The sequence below is a fragment of the Nonomuraea maritima genome (genome assembly GCF_900100395.1).
Classification (GTDB): Bacteria; Actinomycetota; Actinomycetes; order Streptosporangiales; family Streptosporangiaceae; genus Nonomuraea; species Nonomuraea maritima.
On record NZ_FNFB01000040.1, the window covers coordinates 1 to 24,151 of the forward strand.

Annotated in this window: 18 protein-coding genes; 8 read left to right on the plus strand and 10 right to left on the minus strand. The window is 72.3% G+C overall.

Features of this window, described 5'->3' with window-relative positions; genetic code table 11:
- Both BLR04_RS36095 and BLR04_RS36100 read left to right on the plus strand, forming a co-directional pair.
- On the plus strand, positions 1–266 hold a 266-nt coding region (locus BLR04_RS36095; protein WP_143022367.1), incomplete at its 5' end, for a zinc ribbon domain-containing protein.
- Positions 263–898 carry an MBL fold metallo-hydrolase gene (locus tag BLR04_RS36100; protein ID WP_090773673.1) on the plus strand — a complete coding sequence of 212 codons (636 nt, stop codon included), beginning with the start codon at positions 263–265 and terminating at the stop codon, positions 896–898. The genes BLR04_RS36095 and BLR04_RS36100, both read left to right, overlap by 4 nt.
- On the opposite strand, the gene BLR04_RS36105 is transcribed toward BLR04_RS36100, so the two are convergent.
- A complete protein-coding gene (locus tag BLR04_RS36105; protein ID WP_090773674.1) occupies positions 885–1,793 on the minus strand; it encodes an aminoglycoside phosphotransferase family protein in 909 nt (302 codons plus the stop codon). The genes BLR04_RS36100 and BLR04_RS36105 overlap by 14 nt on opposite strands.
- Positions 1,794–1,796: 3 nt before the next feature.
- Positions 1,797–3,698, minus strand: coding sequence for a sensor histidine kinase (locus BLR04_RS36110; RefSeq protein WP_090773675.1), 1,902 nt, complete (start codon positions 3,696–3,698; stop codon positions 1,797–1,799).
- A gap of 62 nt (positions 3,699–3,760) precedes the next feature.
- Here BLR04_RS36110 and BLR04_RS36115 point away from each other — a divergent pair, with 62 nt between their 5' ends.
- Positions 3,761–4,189 carry a hypothetical protein gene (locus BLR04_RS36115; RefSeq protein WP_245740911.1) on the plus strand — a complete coding sequence of 143 codons (429 nt, stop codon included), beginning with the start codon at positions 3,761–3,763 and terminating at the stop codon, positions 4,187–4,189.
- Between the two features lie 52 nt (positions 4,190–4,241).
- Here the strand turns inward: BLR04_RS36115 and BLR04_RS36120 are convergent, their stop codons facing one another.
- The 3 genes from BLR04_RS36120 to BLR04_RS36130 all read right to left on the minus strand — a co-directional run bounded on the left by BLR04_RS36120 (position 4,242) and on the right by BLR04_RS36130 (position 6,274).
- On the minus strand, positions 4,242–4,640 hold the full coding sequence (locus BLR04_RS36120; protein ID WP_143022368.1) for a hypothetical protein: 399 nt from the start codon (positions 4,638–4,640) through the stop codon (positions 4,242–4,244).
- A 70-nt stretch (positions 4,641–4,710) separates the two neighbouring features.
- A complete protein-coding gene (locus BLR04_RS36125) occupies positions 4,711–5,667 on the minus strand; it encodes a ketopantoate reductase family protein (protein WP_090773677.1) in 957 nt (318 codons plus the stop codon).
- A gap of 55 nt (positions 5,668–5,722) precedes the next feature.
- Complete coding sequence (locus BLR04_RS36130; protein ID WP_090773678.1) at positions 5,723–6,274, minus strand: TetR/AcrR family transcriptional regulator; 552 nt, start codon at positions 6,272–6,274, stop codon at positions 5,723–5,725.
- A 160-nt stretch (positions 6,275–6,434) separates the two neighbouring features.
- Between BLR04_RS36130 and BLR04_RS36135 the strand changes: the two genes are divergently transcribed.
- Complete coding sequence (locus tag BLR04_RS36135) at positions 6,435–6,791, plus strand: DUF1330 domain-containing protein (protein ID WP_090773679.1); 357 nt, start codon at positions 6,435–6,437, stop codon at positions 6,789–6,791.
- Between the two features lie 7 nt (positions 6,792–6,798).
- On the opposite strand, the gene lysS is transcribed toward BLR04_RS36135, so the two are convergent.
- The 3 genes from lysS to xylA form a co-directional block, all read right to left on the minus strand.
- A complete protein-coding gene (gene lysS / locus BLR04_RS36140; RefSeq protein WP_090773680.1) occupies positions 6,799–8,421 on the minus strand; it encodes a lysine--tRNA ligase in 1,623 nt (540 codons plus the stop codon).
- Between the two features lie 50 nt (positions 8,422–8,471).
- The gene (locus BLR04_RS36145; RefSeq protein ID WP_090773681.1) at positions 8,472–9,572 is read right to left on the minus strand and encodes a Gfo/Idh/MocA family protein; all 1,101 of its coding nucleotides are present in this window, start codon (positions 9,570–9,572) and stop codon (positions 8,472–8,474) included.
- A gap of 61 nt (positions 9,573–9,633) precedes the next feature.
- On the minus strand, positions 9,634–10,785 hold the full coding sequence (gene xylA / locus BLR04_RS36150; RefSeq protein ID WP_090773682.1) for a xylose isomerase: 1,152 nt from the start codon (positions 10,783–10,785) through the stop codon (positions 9,634–9,636).
- Positions 10,786–10,872: 87 nt separating this feature from the next.
- Between xylA and BLR04_RS36155 the strand changes: the two genes are divergently transcribed.
- Together BLR04_RS36155 and BLR04_RS36160 are read left to right on the plus strand one after the other, a co-directional pair.
- The gene (locus BLR04_RS36155; protein ID WP_090773683.1) at positions 10,873–11,985 is read left to right on the plus strand and encodes an ROK family transcriptional regulator; all 1,113 of its coding nucleotides are present in this window, start codon (positions 10,873–10,875) and stop codon (positions 11,983–11,985) included.
- A gap of 54 nt (positions 11,986–12,039) precedes the next feature.
- Positions 12,040–13,140 carry a threonine aldolase family protein gene (locus BLR04_RS36160; protein WP_090773684.1) on the plus strand — a complete coding sequence of 367 codons (1,101 nt, stop codon included), beginning with the start codon at positions 12,040–12,042 and terminating at the stop codon, positions 13,138–13,140.
- Here the strand turns inward: BLR04_RS36160 and BLR04_RS36165 are convergent.
- Together BLR04_RS36165 and BLR04_RS36170 are read right to left on the minus strand one after the other, a co-directional pair.
- Positions 13,106–15,604: a right-handed parallel beta-helix repeat-containing protein gene (locus tag BLR04_RS36165; protein ID WP_090773685.1), complete on the minus strand. Its 2,499-nt coding sequence runs from the start codon at positions 15,602–15,604 to the stop codon at positions 13,106–13,108. The genes BLR04_RS36160 and BLR04_RS36165 overlap by 35 nt on opposite strands.
- Positions 15,605–15,617: 13 nt before the next feature.
- Complete coding sequence (locus BLR04_RS36170; RefSeq protein WP_090773686.1) at positions 15,618–22,781, minus strand: RHS repeat domain-containing protein; 7,164 nt, start codon at positions 22,779–22,781, stop codon at positions 15,618–15,620.
- 158 nt (positions 22,782–22,939) lie between these two features.
- On the opposite strand from BLR04_RS36170, the gene BLR04_RS36175 reads away from it, so the two are divergent.
- Together BLR04_RS36175 and BLR04_RS36180 are read left to right on the plus strand one after the other, a co-directional pair.
- On the plus strand, positions 22,940–23,806 hold the full coding sequence (locus BLR04_RS36175; RefSeq protein WP_143022369.1) for a hypothetical protein: 867 nt from the start codon (positions 22,940–22,942) through the stop codon (positions 23,804–23,806).
- 34 nt (positions 23,807–23,840) lie between these two features.
- Positions 23,841–24,146: a WXG100 family type VII secretion target gene (locus tag BLR04_RS36180; protein ID WP_090773688.1), complete on the plus strand. Its 306-nt coding sequence runs from the start codon at positions 23,841–23,843 to the stop codon at positions 24,144–24,146.
- Positions 24,147–24,151: the final 5 nt, after the last annotated feature.

Consider the following 24,151-nt stretch of genomic DNA (forward strand, 5'->3'; position numbering starts at 1 on the left):
ACGGCCGCACGCTCGTCAGGATCGACCGGTGGTTCCCGTCCTCGAAGCTGTGCTCTGCATGCGGGACCGCCGCCGAGTCGATGCCGCTGCACGTCCGGTCGTGGTCCTGCCTGTGCGGGGCGGCCCACGACCGGGACATCAACGCAGCCAAGAATATTCTGGCCGCCGGACGGGCGGACAGGCTAAACGCCTGTGGAGGCCGGGTAAGACCATCGATCGCGGTGGCACAGGCCGACGAAACAGGAAGCCACAGAGGTGCCGCGTGAAGCGGCACGGGCTGAATCCCCGGCCTTCAGGCCGGGGAGCGCGTCAACTGCTCCGTGACGCCGCCGACCGGCTGACGCTGGTCGACACCGGGGTGGGCGGCGCCGACTCACCGGCGGCGAGCTGGGCGCCCGTTCCCGGCGGGCTGGTCGGCGAGCTCGCGGCGGTGGGCGTCGCGCCCGCCGAGATCTCCACCGTCATCCTCACCCACCTCCACAGCGACCACTCCTCGGGCGCCGTCGCCGGTGGTGCGCCCGTGTTCGAGAACGCCCGCCACGTCGTCCAGCGGGCCGAGCTCGACGCCGCGCGCGGTCCGACCGCCGAGTGGGTCCTGCCCGCGCTCGAAGAGCACCTGCACGTCGTCGAGGGCGACGCCGTGGTCGCGCCCGACGTGCGCGTCCACCTGACGCCGGGACACACCCCGGGCCACCAGATCGTCCGGGTCGGCGAGGTGGCCATGACCGGCGACCTCGTCCTCCACCCCGCGCAGCTGGACGACCCGGCCATCCCGTACGTCTACGACGACGACCCCGAGACGGCCGCCCGCACGCGGGCCGAGGTACTGGCCGCCCTCAGGGCCGAGCAAGCGGTCCTCGCCACCGCCCACTTCAGCGACCCGTTCACCCGTCTCTGACGCCGTCGGAGAAGATCTCGCTGAGGACGCGGCGGGCGTTCGTGGCCTCCTCGTCGGCGTGGCCCAGGCTGTTGGCGCAGGTGACGAGGGTCTTCCACAGGGCCCAGCCGCGTCCGCGCGCCCATGTCGCGTCGTCGACCGCCAGGCGGTCGCGGAACGCCTCGCGGCCGTCGGCGGTCAGCTGGGTCCAGGCGATGGCCAGGTCGCATGACGGGTCGCCGACACCGCAGGTGCCGAAGTCGATGACCGCCGCGAGCTCCCCGCCGTCGAGCAGGAGGTTCCCCGGCGCGATGTCGCCGTGGAACCAGACGTCCACACCGTCCCAGCGGGCGTCCAGCGCGGCCGTCCAGATTTCGCGGGCCAGGCCGACGTCGACGTGGCCGTCCAGCGCCGTGAGCGCGCGGCGGGCCTGCGCGTCGTACGTGCGCAGGGTGGCGCCCCGGAACCAGTTGTGCGTGCCCGGCTGTGGGCCGTCGGCGGCGTCGACGCTCCGCAGGGCCGCGAGGAAGTCGGCCAGGTCGAGGGCGAAGCGGACGGGGTCGGCCATGCGGCCCGCGTTCGCGGGCTCGCCGGGGAGCCACGCGTAGATCGACCACGGGAACGGGTAATCCGCGCCGGGACGGCCCTTCGCCAGCGGAACCGGGATGGGCAGCGGCAGCCGAGGGGCGAGGGCCGGGAGCCAGCGGTGTTCCTTGTCGACTGCCAGGGCGTACTCGGAGGCGCTGGGTAGGCGGGCCAGCAGTTCGTCGCCGACGCGGAAGGTGCGGTTGTCCCAGCCGCTCATGGGCACCGGTTGGACCGGGAGGGCCGCCCACTCGGGGAACTGGTCGGCGATCAGACGGCGGACCTGGTTCGGGTGCACGGTGATGCGCTGGGGTGGGGGGCCGAGGTCCATGGCTCAGCGGACTGCTGGTACGGGGTCCTCGGCGAGGAGGCTGGAGGGCAGGGAGACCCTGGCGGTCACGCCGCCGTACGGGGAGAGGGTGAGGAGGACCTTGATGTCGTGGCGGGCCGCCAGGCGGGAGACGACGAACAGGCCCAGGCGGTCGCTCTGGGCGAGGTCGAACTCAGGTGTCCTGACCAGACGGTTGTTCAGCGCGTCGAGCTCCTCGCGGGGCAGGCCGAGGCCGCGGTCCTCGACCTCGATCACGAAGCCGTCCGGTGTGGTCGAGCTGCGCACGTCCACCTTGGTCTGTGGTGGGGAGAAGAGCGTCGCGTTCTCGACCAGCTCGGCGAGCAGGTGCACCACGTCCGTGACGGCCGAGCCGATCAGAGCGGTCCCCGGCGGCTGGAGGACCTCGACCCGCTCGTACTCCTCGACCTCGGCGATGGCGGCGCGGATCACGTCGTGGATCGGGACCGGGTGACGCCAGCCGCGGCCCGGGGTCTGGTCCGACAGGATGATGAGGCTCTCCGCGTGTCGGCGCATGCGGGTGGTCAGGTGGTCGAGCTTGAACAGGTCGGACAGCAGCTCCGGCTGCTCCGTGGCCCGCTGCATGCCGTTGAGCTGGAGCAGCTGCCGGTGCAGCAGCGACTGGTTGCGCCGGGCCAGGTTCACGAACACCTGGCTGACGCCGTGGCGGAGCCTGGCCTGGTCGACGGCGGCCTCGACGGCCGTCGACTGCACCTCGTTGAACGCCTGGACGATGTCCTCGATCTCGGAGGTACGCGTCTCGACCCGCAGCGGCGGCACCTCCTCGGCGGTGGGCGGCTCCGTGTTCTTACGGAGCCGGCGCACCAGTTCGGCCAGGCGCACGTCGGCCAGCTCGACGGCGGCCTCGCGCAGCCCGGCCAGCTCGCGTACCAGACGCTTGCGGAAGCGCAGCGAGATCAGCACGGACGCGACGACGACGACCAGCCCGGCCCCGCCCGCCACGCCGAGCTTGACGAGGACGGCGACGGCCGCCGGGGTCACCCGTTCGGTGATGGCCTTCACGGCGACGGTCTGGTCGCGTTCGACGGCGGTCCACAGGTTCTGGCCGTCGGTGGGCCAGGTGGCCGCGGCGGGCGGCAGGCTGTCGGTGGCGGCGCGCCCCTTGACGACGTCCTCGACCCTGAGGAACTCCTGGTACGCCGGCGAGGCGGCCACCTGCGCGAACGGCCCGCGCAGGTCGCTGTCGAGGTGGGAGAGCGCCTGGGCGAACAGCAGCCGCCGGGTGGCGGCCATGCCCGTGAACGCCTCCCGCTCACGGGCCCCGATCCTGCCCTTGTCCAGCACCACGATGATCAGCGCCCGCTCGCGCGACAGCATCTCCTTGGCCTCGCCCAGCATGGTGACCGCGCGGGCCTGCTGGTAGAGCTGCCGGTCGGGGACGAGGATCATGGCGTCGTACATGCGGAAGGACGCCTCGACGATGTCGCTGTAGCGGGCGACGGTTTCGAGCGGCGTGAGCCCGCCCTTGTCCAGCTCGCGGCGGATCTCGGTGAGGTCGCCGAGCCTGCCGTTGAACTCGCGCAGCTGCGCGGACATCGCGGGCGACACGTCGCCCACGGTGCTCGACAGCCTCCGGTACGCCGCCACCGTCCTGTCGGTCCGTCCCCGCTGCTCGGTCACGGTGTCGGCCCCCGTGCCGGTGACGAGGAGCCGCACCGACACCAGCCGCTCGTTCTGCAGCTCGAGGTTGACCTGCTCGGACGGCGTGGCCAGCTTGGAGGCCAGGTCGTTGATCGCCAGCAGGCGCAGGCCGTCTCCGCCGGTCAGGCCGGCGGCGAACGCCCAGAGGCCCGCCAGTGACAGCAGCGGTACGAGCAGGAGGGCGAGCAGCTTCAGTGCGATGGGACGGCCACGTGTGGGGGGCATGCGACCTCCGGATGCATGATGAGATCGCCTCGCAGAGTACACCCCCCTTTGGAAGGATTTCTGTGCGTCTTCCACGTTCGTTCGCCGGCTGGACCATCGCGGTCTTCGGCGTCCTCGCCTTCGCGCTCGGCCTGCTCGGCCTCGTCTCGCCCGACACGATGCTGGCCATGCTGGGCTTCGAGGTGCTCGACGCGCGTCCGGCCGGCGACTACACGCTCGTCTACATGGCGGCGTCGTCGATGGCGGCCGTCAACATGGGCGTCTACTACATGTTCGCCGCGTCCCACGACTTCACGCCGTTCTTCCGCTGGACGGTGCCGTTCCGGCTGGTGACGTTCACGGTGTTCACGTCGCTCGTGGTCTCGGGGGCGGCGCCTTCTGAGTTCTTCGGCGTCGGGCTCTGGGAGGGACTCGGCGCGGTGATCACCGGGTTCGCGCTCTGGCGTGAGGGCAAGCTGCTGCCCTCGCGTACGCAGGCGCCCGCTGCCTGACGCGTCTTCTCGTACGCGTCAGGCAGCGGGCGTCGGTGTTCATCAGGTTGTGTCAGGGCCGGGTGTGGGTGCCGCGGGCGACCAGGCGGTCGCCGGTCGTCTCCGCACGTTCGGCCCCCTCGCGTTCGGCCTGATCACGGTCGGCGTGCTCGCGCTTCAGCTTGCGTTCGAGGTCGCGCTTCTCGTCCTCCAGCCGGGCGACGCGGTCGGAGGCCTCGGCCCTGGCGGCACGGAGCCTGCGGTGCCGCCTGGCGGACCTGCGCGAACCCGAGCCCATCAGCCACAGTCCCAGCAGCAGGACGGCCGCGCCGGCCGCGCCCGCGAGGAACATCTGCACGTGGTCGAGTTCGAAGGCGTATCCGAACAGGACGTACCTGCTGCTCTCCTCGGTGAGCACCAGGTAGAGGGCACCGCCGGCGAGCAGGGCCAGGAGGAGTCCCAGCACAATCATCCAACTCACCCCTTGTCGTAAGAGGTGGGTCAACTGCCCGTAGATCGCCGCTTCATGCGTTCGGTACGGCTCAGGCCTGGTCGACGAGCGCGAGCAGGGTCTCCAGCGGCATCGACCGGGGCGGCAGCTTCTCGCGGGCGAACCGGTTGGCCTCGCGCCGCAGCACCTCGTTGACCGGCGTGCGCACGCCGTGCTCGCGGCCGAGCAGGACGATCTCGCCGTTGAGGTAGTCGGCCTCGATGGAGCCGCTGCCCTTCGCCAGGCTCTGCCAGGACGACCCGCCACCCCGCTCGACGCCCTCGATGGCGCGGGTGTCCATCTTGTGGCCGCGGATCTCGGCCTCTTCCTCGGTCGTCGTGTACGCGATGCCGGCCTTGTCCAGCACCTCCCTGGCCTCAGCGCGGGTCCGGTCGATCAGCTGCGCCGCGCCGGGCACGCCGCCGCCGACCAGAGCGTCGACGGCGTTGGCGAGGTTGCCGAGCAGTTTGCCGTACTTCCAGCGCATGACGTCGGGCTGGGCGTGGGCCTCGAAGCCGCGCTTGCCGAGATCGGCGACGATCTGCCGGGTCAGGTCGTCCACACCCTGGGGATAACGGCCGACGTGCAGGATGCCGGAGTACGGGTGGCAGGGCGCCACGACGATGCCCGGCTCCAGGTGCTGCGCGGGCAGCCACACGCACATGCCGTAGACGCGGGCGAACCGGCGCAGCGCCATGCGCTCGTTGTCGACGCCGTTCTGGGCGCACACCACCGGCAGGCCGCTCGGCCACGGGTCGAGCGCGGCGATGGTGTCCTGCGACTTGGTGGCGACGATCAGCACGTCGTCGTCGCGGGTCGGCACGGGGCCGTCGGCGACAGGAATGGGCAGCTTCTCGTCGGACTCCGGGGTGATCAGGCGTAGCCCGTCACGCTTGAGTGCCTCGTAGTGGGCTCCGCGTGCGACGAGGAGCACCTCGTGGCCGCCCTGGTGGAGACGGGCGCCGATGGTGCCCCCGACCGCTCCTGCTCCGATCACGATGTAGCGCATTGTCCGAGAATGGCACCTCCCGCGCCACACGCGCCAACCGGGTTCGCGCGGCCGTTCAGTCGGTCAGTCGGGACGCTGCCTTCCGCGCGGCGCGCAGGATGTCCTCGGAGAGGGGGGAGCCGGCGGTCGCGCGGGCGAGCAGGAGCGCGCCCACGAGAGTGGACAGGGCCGCCAGCCCGGTGTCGCCGGGAGCGATCCAGCCGGCCATGTCGCGCACTCCCGCCGCGTACACGTCGCGCCGTTCCGGCTCCCTGGCGAAGTCGCCGGCGAACCCGGCCGCCGGACACGAGGTGTCGGGATTGTCGCGTGCCTCCGGCGAGAGGTAGGACTCGATGAGCGCCGACCGTGCGGCGTCGTGGTCGGCGTGGTCGTCGTCCATGGCGGTCAGCTGGTCGAGCATGTCGGCGAACGCCTTGGCCGCGGCCTCGTCGACGAGCGCCGACTTGGAGGCGAACTGCTTGTAGAAGCCGCCCTGCGTCAGGCCGACCGACTGCATGACGTCCGCGACGCTCACGTTCGGCACGCCCTTCTCGCGGAAGAGGCGCGAGGCGGCTTCCACCACCCGCTTCCTGTTGGCCTGTGCCTCGGCCTGGGATACCCGGCTCATCTTCCACCTCTCGCGACGCTGCGAACTTTGGATTGTACCCGCCCTCTATCGCTCGCCGCCGCTACGGCTGGGCGTTAGATGTCCGGCGACATCTAACTTGCGCGTACGTGTCCGGCCTGTTTAGATTACGAGCGCAATCCAAACGGCGAAAGGTTCAGACATGAGCACCTATCTGATCGACCACCTGCGCATCCCCGGCGGCATCCCGAACGAGGCGGGGCTGGACTACCTCGAACAGGTCGAGGCCACCGTGCGCCCGTACGGCGGCAAGTGGCTGGCCAACGGCGAGGTCACCGTCGTGGAGGGAGCGTGGCCGGGCCTCGTCGTCCTCATGGAGTTCCCCGACCGCGACGCCGTCGAGCGGTGGTACGACTCGCCGGAGTACCAGGCGATCCTGCCCCTGCGCGTCAACAACGCCATCTGCGACATCGTGCTGATCGACAGCCTGCCCGAGGGCTACACCGTGCGGGGCTTCGCCCAGCAGGTGCGCGCCCTCGTCGAGGCGTCCGGCAGCTGAGCGTCGCTCAGCTGCCCACCAGCTTGCGGACGCGGTCGGCGCCGACCGCCATGAGCAGCGTGGGCAGCCGCGGGCCGGTGTCGCGGCCCACGAGCAGCCGGTAGACCAGCACGAAGAACGCGCGCTGCGCCGCCTTCAGCTCCGGCGTGGCCGGGGCGTCGGCGGCGAGCCCCGCCTGGAGTTTCGGCACGCCGTACACGAGCGTGGTCAGGCCGTCGAGGCTCCAGTCGTCGAGGCCCTCGGCCAGGAGTCGCAGCGCCTCGCGCTCGTCGGGGCCGAGCGAGTCGAGCAGCTCGTGGTCGGGCGTCTCACGGATGTGGGTGCGCTGGTCGGGCGGCAGGTGGACGGCGGCCCAGTGCTGGGCGCGGTCGAGCCGCGGACGCGCCGCGTCGAGCGACTCGACGCCGTCGAGGTCGCGCAGGATACGCAGGGTCTGCCCGGCGTGCCCGGTCGTGATGTCGGCGACGGACGCGAGCGTGCGGTAGGGCACCGGGTGGGGCGTGGCGGGCAGCGGCCCCGACGCCGTGCGCACCGCCCGGTTGTACGCCGCCAGCTCGGCCGGCTGGGCCCGCTCCTCGGAGACCTTGCGGCCCAGGGCGTCCCATTCGTCGTAGAGACGATGGATCTCCTGGTCGAAGGCCACCTTGAACGACTGGGACGGCTTGCGGCGGGCGTACAGCCAGCGCAGCACCGGCGCCTCCATGATCTCCAGCGCGTCGGCCGCGGTCGGCACGTCGCCCTTGGAGCTGCTCATCTTGGCCATACCGGTGATGCCGACGAAGGCGTACATCGGGCCGATGGGCTGGTGGCCGCCGAACACCTCGCCGACGATCTCGCCGCCGACGACCCAGGCCGAGCCCGGCGAGTGGTGGTCGACCCCGGACGGCTCGAAGACCACGCCCTCGTAGGCCCAGCGCATCGGCCAGTCGACCTTCCACACCAGCTTGCCGCGGTCGTGCTCGGCCAGGCGCACGGTCTCGCCGAAGCCGCACGCGCACGTGTAGGCCAGCTCGGTGGTCTCGTCGTCGTACGCGGTGACCGTCGTCAGGTCGCGCTCGCACATCTCGCAGTACGGCTTGTACGGGAAATAGCCGTGCTCGTCGGCCGGGGCAGGCTCACCGGCGCGGGTCCGGTAACGCGCCAGCACGGCGTCGATCTTCGCCCGCTCGCGCATGGCGAGCAGGATCTGCTCGCGGTAGGCCCCCGAGGTGTACTGCTCGGTCTGGCTGATGCCGCGCACCTCGATGCCCAGCCGCGCCAGCGCCTCGATCATCGGCGCCTTGAAGTGCTCGGCCCAGTTGGCGTGGGAGCTGCCTGGAGGGGCGGGCACCGAGGTCAGCGGCTTGCCGACGTGTTCGGCCCACGAGGGGTCGATGCCCGCGGGCACCCGGCGGAAGCGGTCGTAGTCGTCCCACGACAGCAGGTGGACGCACTCGAGGCCGCGCCGCCTGATCTCGTCGGCGACCAGGTGGGGCGTCATGACCTCACGCAGGTTGCCCAGGTGGACGGGACCGGACGGGCTGAGCCCAGAGGCGCAGACGATGGGTTTGCCCGGGGCGCGTCTTTCCGCCTCGGCGATCACATCATCCGCGAACCTGGAGACCCAGTCGGTCTCGGAGCTTTCCACCATCGCGCCATTCTTGCGGCTCCGGGGGCTCCAAGCCAACGTGTTGCAGCTCTTCACATGGTCGGCTCGTACGGGTCCCAGCCCTCGGGAAGCGGTTCCGGCGCGGCCGTCGTCGAGGTGATGCGGCGGAACTCGCCGCGCTCGCCCGACTCGGCGATGGCGGACATGAGGTCGAGCACGTGCACGGCCAGCTCGCCTGAGGCGCGGTGCGGCGTACCCGCGCGGAGCGAGCGCGCGAGGTCGAGCACGCCGATGCCGCGTCCCGCCGTGGTGCCCGTCACCGGCAGCTCCCGCCAGTCGGTGTCGCGTAAGCCGCGGGCCAGCAGCGGTCCCTCGAACGTGTTGGGGTCGGGCAGCGACAGCGCGCCCTCCGTACCGATGATCTCGATCATGCGGCGGTTCACCGCCGAGTCGAAGCTGAACGTGGCCGCGGCGGTGGCCGTGCCGGGGAAGTCGAGCAGGGCGTTGACGTGCGTCGGCACCGACACGGGGAAGATCGTGCCGGCCTTGGGGCCCGAGCCGATGACGCGCTGGTCGTGGGCCCGGCGCGTGCCGGCCGCCACCCGCTCGACCGGGCCGAGCATCGACACCAGCGCGGTCAGGTAGTACGGCCCGAGGTCGAAGAGCGGGCCCGCGCCCGGCTGGTAGAGGAACTCGGGGCTCGGGTGCCACGACTCAGGACCGAGGCTCTGCGTGGCGGCCGTCACGGCGACCGGCTCGCCGACGAGGCCGGCGCGCAGGGCCCGCAGCGCCGACTGCAGCCCCGCGCCGAGGAACGTGTCGGGCGCGCAGCCGAGCCGCAGCCCCCGGTCGGCAGCCTCGGCCACGACCTTGGCCGCTTCGTCCACGTCCATGGCGAAAGGCTTCTCGCCGTACACGTGCTTGCCGGCGCGCAGCGACTCCAGGGCGACAGCCGCGTGCGCCGACGGGACCGTCAGGTTGACGACGATCTCGACCTCGGGCACCGCGAGCGCGGTGGCGAGATCGCCGGAGACCGGCACCCCGTGCTCGCGGGCCGCCGCGGCGGCCCGCTCGGTGTCGAGGTCCGCGATGGCGAGGACCCGCACGTCGGGGAAGGAGGTGAGGTTACGGAGATACTGACCGCTGATCACTCCGGCGCCCACCAGTGCGACGCCAACGGGACCGTTGCTCAAGAGCCCTCCAAGCAGGGGTACGGCGGCCGGCCGGGAAGCGGCCGGCCGCCCGGGACGCGTGTCAGCCGCGAACGCCGAGGAGGTGTTCGAGGGCGAGCTGGTTGAGCCTGGTGAAGTGGAAGCCGCGGGCGGCGGCCGCGTCGACGTCGAAGTCGTCGTTCGCGAGGTCCTGCCAGGTCTCGCCGGCGGCGAGCGTGGGCCGGCCCAGCTCGTCCACGCGGGAGTTGCGCAGGGCCTCCTGCACCTCGGGGTCGGCCCGGAAGGCGCGCGACTTCTCCTTGAGGATCAGGTACGTGCGCATGTTGGCCGCCGCCGAGTCCCACACGTCCTGCGCGTCCTCGGTGCGCAGCGGCTTGTAGTCGAAGTGGCGGGGGCCGTCGTAGCCGCCGTTCTCCAGCAGGTCGACCAGGAAGAAGGCGCTCTTCAGGTCGCCGTGGCCGAAGATGAGGTCCTGGTCGTACTTCGGGCCGTGCTGGCCGTTGAGGTCGAGGTGGAACAGCTTGCCGTGCCACAGGGCCTGCGCGATGCCGTGCACGAAGTTGAGCCCGGCCATCTGCTCGTGCCCGACCTCGGGGTTGAGGCCGACCATCTCGGGGTGCTCCAGCTCGTTGATGAGCGCGAGCGCGTGGCCGATCGTCGGGAGCAGGATGTCGCCGCGGGGCTCGTTCGGCTTCGGCTCGAGGGCGAAGCGGATGTCGTAGCCCTTGTCGTTGACGTACTGGCAGAGGAGGTCGAGGCCCTCCTTGTAGCGGTCGAGGGCGGCCTTGACGTCCTTGGCCGCGTCCGACTCGGCGCCCTCGCGGCCGCCCCAGCACACGTACGTCCGCGCGCCGAGCGAGGCTGCGAGGTCGATGTTGCGCATGACCTTGCGCAGCGCGTACCGGCGCACGTCGCGGTCGTTGCTGGTGAAGGCCCCGTCCTTGAAGACGGGGTGGGTGAACAGGTTGGTGGTGGCCATCGGCACCTTCATGCCGGTCTCGTCCAGCGCCTTCCTGAACGCCGCGATGGCCTTGTCGCGGTCGGGCTCGACGGCGAGGAGGTCGTCGTCGTGGAACGTGACGCCGTACGCGCCCAGCTCGGCCAGGCGGTGCACGCTCTCCACCGGGTCGAGGGCGGGCCTGGAGGCGTCGCCGAACGGGTCGCGCGCCTGCCAGCCGACGGTCCAGAGGCCGAAGGTGAAGCGGTCGTCGGGCGTCGGAGTGAATCCGGTCATATGTGGCTCCAGTGCTATTAGTCCATAATCTGTACATAATCCTGAGGAGGTGGGGCTGTGACGTCAAGAGGAGTGCGGCATGATTCCATGCGCGCCCGTAACCTGGCCGTAGTACTGGCGGCCATCCACCGCTCAGGTCCGCACACGCGCGCCGCGCTCGCCGAGCGCACCGGGCTCACCAAGACCACCGTGTCCAGCCTGGTCGCCGACCTGCTGGAGGCGGGTGCGGTGACCGAGGGCGGCGCCGTACGAGGGGGAGAGCGGGGGCGGCCCGGCGTGGCCGTGCGCCTGAGCGGGCGCCGGGTGGCCGCGCTGGGGCTCGAGGTCAACATCGACTACCTGGCCGCGTGCGTCGTCGACCTCACCCGCACGGTGCGGCTGCGGCGTACGGTACGCGCCGACAACCGCAACTCCGACCCCGCGCTCGTCCTCACGGGGCTGCGTGACCTGGTGAAGGAGACGGTGGCGCAGGCCGAGGCCGAGGGCCTGCGCATCGCCGGAGGCGCCCTCGCCGTGCCGGGAACCGTCGAGGACGGCGTCCTGCGCAACGCCCCGCACCTCGGCTGGCGCGACGTACGCGTCGCCGACCTCGTGGAGCTGCCCTTCGCGGTGGACAACGAGGCGAACCTGGCGGCGCTCGGCGAGCTGTGGTTCGGCTGCCGGGACGCCGACTTCCTCTACGTCTCCGGCGAGATCGGCATCGGGGCGGGGCTCGTGGTCGCAGGAGAGGTGTTCCGCGGCACGTTCGGGCTGGCCGGTGAGCTCGGCCACGTGGTCGTCGCGGGCGACGGGCCCGCGTGCCGGTGCGGCGGCCGCGGCTGCCTGGAGGTGTACGCCGGCCAGGACGCACTCCTCGGCGCGCTGCCCTCGGTGTCCGAGCTGGTGGACCGGCTCAAGGCGGGCGACCGGCAGGCCATGGAGACGTGCGAACGGGCCGGGCGCGCGTTGGGCGTGGCGCTGACCTCCGCCGTGCACCTGCTCGACCCGGGCCGGATCGTGCTCGGCGGTATCTACGAGCCGCTGTTCCCCTGGGTGGCAGGGCCGGTGGCGGAGGTACTCGAAGCCCGGCTGGCGCCGATGCGCGGGGCGCCGCCCTCCGTCGTCGTCTCGCGCATCGGCGGGGACGCGGCGGTGCTGGGCGCCGCCGGCCTGGTCATCCAGCAGGTCATCGCGGAACCGGGCCGCATGCTCGGGCTGTGACGCCGGACATCTCACGATAAGTTCGGTCAGCCATCGACCACGGCGAGGAGCCCCATGACCCACAACCCCGCGGCACAGGTCCGGCGCTCGCTGTTCCTGCACGCCCCCGTCTACCGCAAGCCCGCCGACGCCCTGCGCCGCATGCTGGAGCTCGTCGACGACGGCACCGCGCCCGACGACCCGCAGGCGGCGCTCGAGGCCCGCCTCGCCACGCTGCTGGGCAAGGAGGCCGCGCTGCTCTTCCCCACGGGGACGATGGCGCAGCAGGTCGCGCTGCGCCTGCACGCCGAGGCCCGCGGCAGGCTCACCTTCGCCGCGCACCCGCAGACCCACCTCGACTCGTGGGAGATGCAGGGGTACGCCGCCGTGCACGGCCTGCGGCTGCAACGGGCCGGCGATCGGCACGAGCTGATGACCCTCGCCGACCTGGCGGCCGTCGCCGAGCCGACGGCCGCCGTGGTGTGGGAGCTGCCGCAGCGCGACCTCGGCGGCCTGCTCCCCGAATGGGACGACCTGCGCGCCCAGATCGACCTCGTCCGCTCCCGCGGAGCCGCCGCGCACCTGGACGGCGCCCGGCTCTGGGAGGCGCAGACCTACTACCGCAGGCCGCACCACGAGATCGCCGGGCTGTTCGACTCGGTCTACGTCTCGCTCTACAAGTCGTTGCACGGCCTGGCGGGCGGTGTGCTGCTGGGCGACGCCGACTTCATCGAGGCGGCCGGCGTCTGGCTGACCCGGCTCGGCGGACGCGCCGGCGACAAGTGGCCGCAGGCGCTCACCGCGCTCGCCGGGCTCGACCGGCTGCTGCCGCAGATGGACGCCTTCCGCGACCACGCCGTCGCCATCGCGGCCGCCGTCAACGCCGACGGGGTGGCGTACGTGCACCCCGACCCGCCGCAGACGCCCCTGTTCCACGTGCACCTGCCCGCCGGGCGGCAGGCGGTGGAACGCGCGGGTGCCGAGATGGTCTCCGAGCACGGCGTGCAGCTGTTCGCGCGGCTGCGCACCTCGCCCGACCCGCGCCGGTCGAGCTTCGAGGTCACCGTCGGCGAGAACACCATGGAGTTCGCCCCCGACGAGGTGGCCGCGCTGATCCGCGAACTCGTGGAGCGCGCCACCGTCAGCTCCCCGGCAGGTCCCGCACGTCCAGCGTGACCAGGTCGGTCGAGGTGGGGTCGTCGAGCTCGGCCACCCGCTGCGCCTGCCGTTCGGTCATCTCCTGGAACGTCTGGCGGGCGTAGCGGCCGTTGCCGAAGCCGGCGTCCCTCGGCATCGCGGCGAACAGGGCCGTCAGGGCGTCCCTGGCGGCCGGGGTCAGCTCGTAGCGGTGCTCGCGCGCCTGGTGCTCCACGATCGACACCAGCTCCTGGGCGTCGTAGTCCTCGAACAGCAGCGTCCGGGTGAAGCGGGACGACAGGCCCGGGTTGGAGGCGATGAAGCGGCCCATGTCGGCGGGGTAACCGGCCGCGATCACCACCACGTCGTCGCGGTGGTCCTCCATGAGCTTGACCAGGGTGGCCACCGCCTCGAGGCCGAAGTCCGTGCCCCCGCCGAGCGGCACCAGCGAGTACGCCTCGTCGATGAACAGCACGCCGCCGAGCGCCCGCGTGAACGCGGCGGCCGTCTTCGGGCCGGTGTGGCCGACGTACTCGCCGACCAGGTCGCTGCGGTCGACCTCGACGAGGTGGCCGACGCGCAGCAGGTTCAGCGCCTTGAGCAGCCGGCCGTAGAGCCGGGCGACCGTGGTCTTGCCGGTGCCGGGGTTGCCGGCGAACACCAGGTGGCGGCTGAGCGGAGGGGCGGGCAGGCCGGCGTCCTCGCGGCGGCGTACCGTCTGCATCAGCTTGACCAGTGAGCCCACGTCGCGCTTGACGCGTTCCAGCCCGACCAGCCGGTCGAGCTCGCCGAGCAGGTCCGCCAGGCTCTCCTCCGGGACGTCCTCCTCGGGCCGCTTCGCGTCCACGGCGGGCGGCGCGGCCGGGGTGGTCGGGAGCGGGACGGCGGTCTCGCCGAAGGAGCAGTCCTCGAACACCGGCGCGGCGCCGTCGTCCAGGCCCACGACGTCGGCGCAGTCGTGCGTCCGGCAGCCGCGGAAGACCGGATCGGCTCCCGCGCCGACGTGCAGGGCGGGGAAGCCCGACCGCACCACGTCGCAGGACGCGAAGACGCCGCCCGCGCCCTGCGCGAGGAAGAACCCGTTCTTGGCGGGACGCTCGACGCGCAGCCCGGTGAAGGACGGCCGGGCGCCCGTCCACACCACGACGCCGCAGCCGCCGCAGTCCTCCACCGAGCCGCCGTCCACCCGGACCTCGGACTTGGCGTCCACCACGATGCCCGCCGCGCCCGTGCGCGTCACGCGGGTGCCCTCCACCGTCGCCCCGGCGCCCTCAGCGACCTCCACACCGGTACGGGAGACGCCGGACACCGTGCAGTTCACGACCGTCGACCCGGCCGCCGAGGCGACGCGGACGCCGTTCTCGCCGCCCGTGATGTGCACGCCGGCGAGCGTGGCGGCGGCCTGCTCGGTGACGGACACGCCGTTCATGGTGACGTCCGCGATCCGGCAGTCGGACAGGTTCACCCGGGACTCGCCCGTCAGGTGCACGCCGTGCTCGGAGCCGCCGCGCACCCGGCAGTCGGTCAGCGTCGCCGTCGCCGTGCCGGCGAGGTGCAGCGAACTGAAGCCGCACCGGTCGATCCGGCAGTCGGTCAGCTCCGCGCCCGCCGAGTCGGCGACCAGCAGGCCGTTGGCCGACGGCGCCACGACCGCGCAGCCGCGGGCGACCAGCCGCCCTTTGTCACGGACCACCAGGCCGCTGGCGGCCGAGCCGGTGATCCGGCAGTCGACCAGGTCGGCCTGCGCAGAACCTGTGACGTGCACGCCCGCCTCCCCGGGCGCGTCGATCCTCGTGTCGTCCGCCGACGCGTGCGAGCCGTCCTCCAGGAGCAGGCCGCTGCGGCCCGTACGGTGCAGGACCGACTCCGCGAGCTTCAGCCGGGCCGTGCCGCGCAGCCGGATCGCCGAGCCGGTGGTGCCGTCCAGCCGCAGCCGCACCGCGTCCAGCCGGGCGGTGCCAGAAAGGACGATGCCGGTACCGTCGATCCCGCCGATCGTGACGTCCTCCAGCCGGACCGCGGCCCCGCCCGACAGGTACAGCCCCGCCTGCGCGGCGCCCTCCACCCGGCAGCCGCGCAACAGCACGGCGGCGCCCGGCACGAGACCGCGCTCGTGCGCCGCCTGATCGGCCGCCGCTCCGCGGACCTCCAACCGGCCGCCGCGCACCACGCAGTCCGTCATCGCGAGGCCCGCGTGCGGCGCGACGCTCACCGCGGGCTCCCCTGACGTCGCCGCCTCCACCACCAGGCCGTGCACCGCGCAGTCGGGACCGTCGACCGCCAGCGCGGGCGCTCCGGGCGGCGCGCTCAGCAGGACGCTGCCCGGCCCGTGCTCGGCGGCCAGCGTCACACCGCGCGGCAGCACCACGGACTCGGCGTACCGGCCGGGGGCGACGAGCACCCGGTCGCCGGGCGCGGCGGCCAGGACCGCGTCGGTGATCCGGCGGTGCACGCCACGGCCCTTCTGGCCGACGGCGTGGATTCTCACCCCTTCATGGCGCATCACGATGATTCCTTCACTGCTGAGCCGGCGGGTTCTCCGCCGGAGGGGCCTGGAGGTACGGCGGGTTGAACGCGGCCCGGAGCTCGGGCATCAGAAAGGCCGTGTTGACGACCTTCTCCCCGATCTTGAACGGCATCTGGAGCCAGAAGTCGGCGAAGCCCTGCCGGTGGAAGAACCGTCCGCCGGCGCCCATCATGAACAGGTTCCTGGCGACGGCGGTGCCGCCGGACGTCACGAGGCCGCCGAAGCCCGAGACGAGGCCGTCGAGCACGGCGTCGCCGCCCGTCAGCTTGTGCGTCTGGCCGTCGGCGCCGGTGACGCCCCACACCGCCGCGTTCATGCTGCCGTTGACCCAGCCGGTGAACGCGCCGAGGCCCGCGTTGAAGCCGAAGTCGTACGTGCCGCCGCGCCAGCGGACCGGGTTCTCGTTGCCGCCCCACTCGTTCGCCCACGTCTTGTCGTGGTTGAACGGGCGGCGCTGCGGGTGCTTGCCGCTGTCGAGGTTGGAGATGACGGACTTCGGCTCGCCCCAGCGCGCGCCTCTGATCTCGTGCATCCCCGTGCTGAGGGCGGTCTTGACGGTCGCGCCGACCGCGGCGTTGGCGAACGACTTGAGCACGTCCTGGCCGGTGAACGGCTTGTTCTGGATCGCCGCGACGATGCCGTTCGCCGCCAGGTTGGCGCCGAACTCCAGCATGAACTCCTGGCCGAACTCGATCGCGACCTTCTTCGCCAGGACCTTCACGTACGACGCGTAGGCCGCCTCGCCTAGGCTCACCCGGTTGCCGTGCGGCGCGGGCAGGCCGGTGACGCCGTCCAGGGCCTCCCGGTAGAGGGTGGTGTCCAGCCTGACCGAGCCGCCCCACGGCATGCGATTGGCCTCCCTGAGCCCGCGGCCCCAGCCGCGCAGCTCGGTGAGCGGGCCGCGGAAGTCGTACTCGTTGCCGGTCAGCTTCAGCCTGCCGTCGACCTGCTCGAAGACCAGGCCGCGGTCCGTGCGCTGGGCGACGATGTCGCCGTTGACGTCGTACGTGCGCCACTGGCCGCGCCAGGCGTCCTTCTCCAGGAAGCCGCCGCCGGGCAGCGCCTTGCGTTCGCGGACCGTCGTGCCGTGGTCGAACTCCTTCCACGCGCCAGGGGTCGCGGGCGCGGAGTCGGGCACGTACTCGCGGACCCGCAGCGGGCCGTCCTGCGCCGACAGGTGCGGCGGCACCTCGCGCAGCACGACCGGACGGCTGCCCGGCTGACGCAGCTCGTCCCTGAAGTGCCTCGCGTCGCCCACCCGCTGGTCGCCCCAGGCGCGGGTGTCGGGGTTCCACCAGCGCCGCACCTGCTCGCCGTTGCCGAACGACACCCGCGTGCCGTCCTTGGCGAACTTCTCGACGAACCAGCGCTCCTGGCCCGTGACGGGATCGACGGTGCGCCAGCTGTCGACGTACTGCCCGCCGCCGAGCATGTCGCGCTCGCGGATCAGCGCGCCCGTCGCGTCGAAGTCGCGGAACGAGTCGTCCCAGGGCAGCCGGATGTCGTTGGAGCCGCGGAAGTACAGCCGCTCGCCCGAGGCGATCTCCGTGCCGTTCATGGACAGGCTCTTCCACTTCCAGGTCGCCGAGTCGATGTCGCCGGTCGCGCTGACCCGCTGGACGAGGCCGCTCTGCTCGATCCACAGGCTCTGCTCGCCGGTCAGGTTCCCGTGCGCGTCGAGCCGGACCCAGGGGCCGTCGACCCCCTGCAGATGACCGTTCGCCGGGTTCACCGCCGGCGGCCTGCGGTACTCGCGGACGGAGCCGTCGGCGAAGCCCTCGCGGGCCACCCGCACCTGGCCGGCGTCGTCGAACCGGTCCTGCCAGAGGGGACGGCCCGTGCCCGGGTTGTCGAGCGGCACGCGGTAGCCACGATTGCCGCCGGCCTGCCACGGCAGATGGGACGGGTGCGCGGGCGGGGTGCCGACCGGCGTGGCGTAGTCGCCCACCTTGAGTTCGGTGCCGTCGGCCAGCTTGCCCTTGAAGCGCACGAGCCGGCCGGTCGCGTCGAGGTCGAAGACGCGCCCGTCCATGCCGGCGTAGCGGACGCCGCCCGTCTGCGCGGCGCCCTCCTTCGTCCAGGTGTAGAGCTGGAAGCGGTTGTCGGTCTTCAGGTGCCGGACGAGCGACTCCGGCGGCGCGGCCTTGATCATGGCCTTGCGCACCCACAACGGGGGGCGCTGCTCCGACCACCGGGTGGTGGTCAGGACACCGCCGTCGGTCAGGCGCTCCCGCGTTCCGACGTCCTTGCCCTGCTTCGACTGCGACTTGTAGGTGTCGGCGCGGGTCCCGTTCGGCGAGAAGCCGTACTCGCGGTAGTGGTCGGCGACCTTCGCGAGGTGCCCGGGGCCCCACTGCCGCTGCGCCAACCGGCCGTCCGGCAGGGTGTCGGTCCAGCCGCCGTCGAGGTCCATTCTCCGTACGCCATGGGCCAGCTCGTTGCCGCCCGCGTCGAAGCGGTGCCAGCGCCACTCGCCGCCGTGCTCGACGGCCAGCACGTGCCCCTTGTCCAGGGCGTCGCGGTACTGGTGGACGAGGTTGCCCCGGTGGTCGACGTCCCGCCAGGCGAAACCGGAGGTGTCGAACCTGCGGACGCCGTGCGCGGTCATCGCGCCCGCATCGTCGAAGTGCGCCCACGTGGTGGTGCGGGTCGTCGGGCCGAAGGAGACGGTGTCCGTGCGCCGGAACGCGTCCAGGACGCCGCCGCCCGGGTACGCCCGCCGCGAGAAGACCTCCACCGGGTTGCCCGTCGAGCTGAGCAGCCGCACGTCGGTGCCGTTCGCGGAGAACTCGGCGTGGCCGTGGTGGAACATGTTCGTCCCCGCGGGAGCCTGGATGCCCGGATGCGGCTGCCTGGACCAGGTGTTCGCCGTGTGGTCGACGGTGTACTGGAAGTCGGTGCGCCTGCCGTCCTTGAGCACGTTGAACCCCGAGTGGGTGAGCGTGCCGTCGGCGGCGTGCACCTGGAACTCGCCGTGCCGGGCGCTGCCGCGCAGGTCGTACGCGACCCGCACGCCGCCGCCGTTGACGGCGGTGACGACCCGGTTCGGGAGCACCTGTCCCGCGGCGTCCTCCAGATGGCCCACCGCGCGGGTGCCGGTGAAGACGGCGTACGTGTCGCCGCCGGGCGCGTGCAGGCGCGAACCGGTCTCCAGGTGGTTGCCGTCGGGGGTGTGGCGGACGAAGTTGCCGTTCGCCGGGTCGGTGATCTGGAGGTTGCCGTCGGCGCGGCGCACGACGGTGAGGCCCGCGACCGGGTTGCCGTGGGCGTCGAGGAGGTGGGTGGTGGGTGCGCCGCCGCTGTGTCGTACGGAGATCCACTGGTCGAGGTGGGCGCCGTTCTGGCCGCGTACGTGGACGGCGTCCTCGATGAGGTGGCCGGTGGTGGCGTCGAAGACGCGGTAGCTGCCCTGCGGGTCCTGGACGCGCGGCCCGCTCGCCGTGTCGGTGACGGTGTGGCCCGGTACGGGGTTGCCGTGGACGTCGACGAGGTGGGTGGTGGGCGCGCCGCCGTTGTGGCGTACGGAGACCCACTGGTTGAGCGAGGCGCCGTTCTGGCCGCGTACGTGGACGGCGTCCTCGATGAGGTGGCCGGTGGTGGCGTCGAAGACGCGGTAGCCGCCCTGCGGGTTCTGGACGCGCAGCCCGTTCGTCGTGTCGGTGACGGTGTGGCCCGGTACCGGGCGGCCGTTGACGTCGGCGAACACCAGCCGCCCCTGACCGTCGGGGACGACCCGTCCCGCACCACCGGCCAGCTGCAGCCCAGGCGGGGACGCGGGCGGCGCCAGAGGCTGCGGCCCCACATGCGAGGACGCAGGCGCCGCCCCCGCATGCCCGCTGCCGGCCGCAGGGGGCACGGGCCCGTGTTGGGTGGGCCCGGCGGGTGTGGGGCCGTGCTGGGTCGGGGCGGAAGGTCCGGCGGGTGCGGGTCCGTGTTGCGTGGGTGCGGCGGGCACGGGCCCGTGCTGGATGGGCCCGGCGGGGGCGTGGGGGGTGGGGTTCGGGGCTGGGTGGGTGTCGTTCAAGCCGTTGCCGGCGGCGTCGATGCGGGGGCGGTTGCGGATGCTCTCGTCGGAGAGGCCGGCGAGTTGCCGGTCGATGCGACCGACGTCCACGCCGAGGTCGGCGAGTCGGTCGATGCTCCGGGCGACGCGGGCGTCAGCGGCGTCGAGGGCCTGCCGGGCCCGAAGGTGGAGCGGCGAAGGGGTGGAGCCTGAGCCGACCAGGGTGTCGATGCTGCGTACCAGGGTGTCGGCGCTCGCCCGCTCGCCACGGGCGCGGACGAGGTCGCCCCACGCCTCGATACGGGCCGGGCGCGCCGGATCGTCCGCCCTCCCGAACAGGGCGTGGACGGCGTCGGCGTCCTTGGCCCACAACCGCTGGATCTCCGGCCCGGACAGCCCGGTGTGCCCGCCCCCACCGGACCGTGCCCCGCCCCCCACAACGGAGGGAGGAGCCTCGACGACACCGCCCGCCGACCCAGGCGGCACCGAGGCGGTGCTGGTCACCGAGGGCGGTGGGGTGGAGCCCGCGGCCGCCGACGTCTGCGGTGTGGGGGCTGTGTGCACCGGCGCGGGTGGTGGGGCGGACACCGTCATCGCCGCGGGCGGCGGGGTGGCGCCGGTTGCCACGGCGGGGGGCGGGGTGGCGGTTCTGGCCTTGCCGGGGGCGCCGGCCAGGGTGGGGAAGTCGGGGCCGTCCAGCAGGTTCAGCGCAGACGTCGCCCTGCCCTCGCCCGCGTTCCCGTGCGGTACGGCGGGCGGCGTGGCCGACACCCCCACCGCCGAGGACGCCGCATGGGACGACACCATCGGCGACGGCACGGCGGGCGTGACCGAGGGCGGCGCGGCGGTCGACACCGACGGCGACGGCACGGCGGGCGTGGTCGTCGTGGTCCCCGTGTGGGGGGTGAAGGTGGGAGGCGGTGAGGTCTGGGAGACGGCCGCGGGTGGGGGTGTGGGCTGGGTGGGGACGTTCGCGCCTCTGGCCGGCGCGTACTCGTCCAGGTGGAGGGTGACGTTGTGCGCGACCCTGGCCTGCGTCGAGGGCTCCGACAGGTGCGCCCCCGTACCGAAGACAGGGGCGTCGGCGCGGTTCATCGACGAGGGAAAGAGCAGGTCGAGCGCGCTGTTCACCGACGTCCCCGACCCTCCGGCGTGGGCGATGCCCGGCACCGACGCGTGGGTCGTGGAGAGCGAGGAGACGCTCACGGAGCCGCCGTCGGCGAGGCCGTGCAGGCCACCGGTGCTCTGCAGGCCGGCGGGGACGTGCAGACCCGCGGGAGCTTCCACGGCGGCGAGGCCGTGCAGGCCCGCAGACGATTGCGCGGCGCCGTGCAGGCCGGCGGGAGGCTGGACCGTCGCGAGGCCGTGCAGGCCGGTGGGGTTCTGGAGGTTGGCGGGCACGTGCAGGTTCGTGGAGGTCTGCAGGGCGGCGACGTTCTGCAGGTTCGCCGGCGGTTGCAGGGTGGTGAGGGCGTTCAGGCCCGCGGGGTTCTGCAGGGTGGAGAGGCCCTGGGTGCCGGCGAAGGCGGGCCCCTCGTTCGGCAGCGCGGTGAGATGCGCGCTGACCCCGAGCCCCGGCTCCGTGCGCGCCCCGAGCGCCCAGTCGCCGACCCGTACGGCGTTCAGCTGGCTGATCGGCGTGTCGAGCAGCGCGTCCACCCGTCGCACGGCGTCGGGCGCGAACCGCAGGCCGTCGGTGAACGCGTTGCTCACCCGGAAGTCCGTCGGGGACGCGAGCCCGATGTTGGCCCGTCCCACGTTCAGGTCGAGCGCCCTCATCCCGGACCAGTCGCCGAGCTCCAGCCGTACCAGGTCAGGACGCGGCAGGTCCATGAGGGAGCCCGTGCTGTGCAGGTTGGGCGGCGCGGCGGCTGCTGCGCTACGGCCGCCCGCGTTCAGCAGAGGGGCGCCGAACACGTTGCGTCCCATCAGCCCGCGCTCGACGAAGCCGAGGCGCAGGGCCTCGCGCAGGCCGAACCGGCTGATCTCGCCCGCGTCCACCGGCAGGATGAGCCGCAGGACCCTGGCGCCGCCCAGCTGGGAGACGGTGAAGTTCCAGGTCGCGGTGAGCCCCCGCCCGGCCAGGTTCAGGCCAGTGGTGATCGCCCGGCCTGCCCCGTTCCAGGTGGCCACGGCGCCGCGCGCGATGGCGGGGGGAACGGCCCTGATCACGCCGGGCACCGCCCGGATGCCGTCGATGGCGACCAGCCCGCCCGTACGGATCACGGCGGTGAAGGACGGCATGCGGGTGAGCGGCGCCATCACCCACAGACCCCCCGACTTGATCCAGGTGCCCGCCAACGAGGTGAAGTTGCGCAGTCCCGGGATGATGGCGATGTCGCGCAGCCCGCCGCCGGTGAACATGCCGCGGAAGAAGTTGAAAGCGCCGATGCCGAAAGCCCTCAGCCCCTGCCAGGTGAGCTTCGCGCCGGCCGAGATGAGCTTGAAGATCGGGATGGCCTTGGTGGTGGGCGCGATCAGGCCGAGCCCCGACAGGAAGAGGTCGAGGAGGCCGGCCTTGCCCTGCGAGAAGTCCACGGCCGTCTTGATGAAGAGCGTCAGGTTGGCGCCGATCGCGACCAGTGCGGCCGGCCCGCCCAGGATCAGCGCCGGCACGATGAGCAGGATGGCCAGCCACTGGAAGGCCTCCCAGAACAGGTCGCAGTCCGACACCGGCTGCTTGATGCCGCGCGCCAACGCGCTCACCTTCGCGGCCGCGGACGAGGCCGCGTCCGCCATGGCATCACCCGCCTGCCGGGCGGTGGCCGCGTACCCGTCGCGCTGCGGGAGGTCGTCCTCGGACGTGAGCCCGCGGCCCTGGCTCAGGGCGTTGTCGGCGCGCGCCTGCTGCTCGCGCATGGCAGAGGAGTAGAGGACCAGCGTCTGCGAGGACCCCTCGAACGCCTCGGCGATGCTGCGGACGAAGTCGCGCAGCGGTCCTTCGATCTTCTCGCGCAGCGCGTCGGCGGTCTTGCCCATCCACGCGCCGTCGCCGGTCTTGGCGAGCACCGTGTTGAGGGCGTCGTCGATGTCCCTGGCCACGCTGCCGAGCTCGGCCATCGACCGGGCCAGCTGGTCGATGCGGTCGGGGTCGCCCGGGGTCGGGTCGGTGCCGAGTCCGAGCGCGTCCCAGTCGGTAGGGCGCGGCATGGGGGGTACCTCACGTCCTCTTCGCGCGTGTGACGCCTTTCTTCCGTGCTGACCACGTGCCATGCCGTCCCGCGGTTCATCGCAGATAGGGGTGAACCGGACTCCTGGTTCGCACGTGGTCCGAACGTCCGGGACTTCCGAGCCGTACGGAGATGCCGTTGCCCGACTTCGCCATCGACTACAGCGTCCTGCACGAAGCACGCAAGGACCTGCACGACCTCGCCGACCGCATCGGACCGACGCTGAAGAACAGCGACTTCGCCACCCTCGGCAAGGGCGACTTCGGCGACGCCGAGTCGATCTTCGGCGACCAGACGCTGACCAACGCGTTCCGCAGCCTCTACCGGCTGTCGCAGAGCCCGATGGACAACGCCGTCGACCGGCTCAAGCGCCTGGGCGACCTGTTCGGCTCCGTGTCCGACGCCTACTTCGACGTCGACGCGCAGATCTCCGACGGGCTCGGCGTGATGGGCGCCAACATGGGGCTGGACGACTGGCGCAACAAGAAGGACGCCTGGGACTACCGCAACGCCCACAGCGACAAGTGCGTGCCGGACAAGGACGGCAACATGCCGTCGTTCTGCAGCGCCACCGACCCCGGGCCGCCGCCGCTCGACCAGACCATTGACACCCCGAACGGCAAGGTGCACACGCACCTGACGCTCGACGACCAGGGCAACGTGGTCAAGGAGGAGACGACGGTCACCAGCGGTGACCAGACCTACACCTCGGTCACGACGTACACCGACGGCGGCAAGAGCTACCACACCGAGACGACCTACGCCGACGGCGGGAAGGTCGTCGCCGACACCCACATCACCGAGGACGACGGCGGCGGCACCATGACCGTCGTCGACCAGGACGGCAAGAAGACCGACTACACCCGCGACAGCCGTACCGACCAGTGGAAGAAGGTCGGAGGCGACGAGGACCCGCACAGCGACAACGACGGCGACGGCATCCCCGACGACGCGCCGCCGCCACGCCGCCCCCCTGGCGGCGGGCCTTCCCACCAGCAGATCTGAACACCCGCGACACCGCTCACGAAAGGAACCAGCAATGCCGCCGAACATCTCTCTCGACTACGGCGCCATCGAGGCGACGTCGAACACGCTCAACTCGGCCGCCGACAACATCGTGCCGATGCTGAACGACCTCAGGAACAACGTCAACGACCTGCTGCAGAACGGCCTGGTGTTCCAGCAGTCCAGCCCCGCGCTGAACGAGGCGTACGACAAGTTCAACACGAGCCTGCTGGCCGCCATGGACGGCATCAAGGGCTTCGCCAAGCAGTTCATGGACATCCGTACGCAGATGGAGAACATGGACGGCGAGATGGCGAGCAGCATCCGCTCCAGCAAGTAGCGACG

Coding starts and splice junctions, on each gene's coding strand:
- BLR04_RS36165 (WP_090773685.1), bottom strand. CDS start 15,604: ATGCGCCATGAAGGGGTGAGAATCCACGCCGTCGGCCAGAAGGGCCGT.
- BLR04_RS36155 (WP_090773683.1), top strand. CDS start 10,873: ATGCGCGCCCGTAACCTGGCCGTAGTACTGGCGGCCATCCACCGCTCA.
- BLR04_RS36105 (WP_090773674.1), bottom strand. CDS start 1,793: ATGGACCTCGGCCCCCCACCCCAGCGCATCACCGTGCACCCGAACCAG.
- BLR04_RS36125 (WP_090773677.1), bottom strand. CDS start 5,667: ATGCGCTACATCGTGATCGGAGCAGGAGCGGTCGGGGGCACCATCGGC.
- BLR04_RS36110 (WP_090773675.1), bottom strand. CDS start 3,698: ATGCCCCCCACACGTGGCCGTCCCATCGCACTGAAGCTGCTCGCCCTC.
- BLR04_RS36135 (WP_090773679.1), top strand. CDS start 6,435: ATGAGCACCTATCTGATCGACCACCTGCGCATCCCCGGCGGCATCCCG.
- BLR04_RS36170 (WP_090773686.1), bottom strand. CDS start 22,781: ATGCCGCGCCCTACCGACTGGGACGCGCTCGGACTCGGCACCGACCCG.
- BLR04_RS36160 (WP_090773684.1), top strand. CDS start 12,040: ATGACCCACAACCCCGCGGCACAGGTCCGGCGCTCGCTGTTCCTGCAC.
- lysS (WP_090773680.1), bottom strand. CDS start 8,421: ATGGTGGAAAGCTCCGAGACCGACTGGGTCTCCAGGTTCGCGGATGAT.
- BLR04_RS36180 (WP_090773688.1), top strand. CDS start 23,841: ATGCCGCCGAACATCTCTCTCGACTACGGCGCCATCGAGGCGACGTCG.
- xylA (WP_090773682.1), bottom strand. CDS start 10,785: ATGACCGGATTCACTCCGACGCCCGACGACCGCTTCACCTTCGGCCTC.
- BLR04_RS36130 (WP_090773678.1), bottom strand. CDS start 6,274: ATGAGCCGGGTATCCCAGGCCGAGGCACAGGCCAACAGGAAGCGGGTG.
- BLR04_RS36120 (WP_143022368.1), bottom strand. CDS start 4,640: ATGATTGTGCTGGGACTCCTCCTGGCCCTGCTCGCCGGCGGTGCCCTC.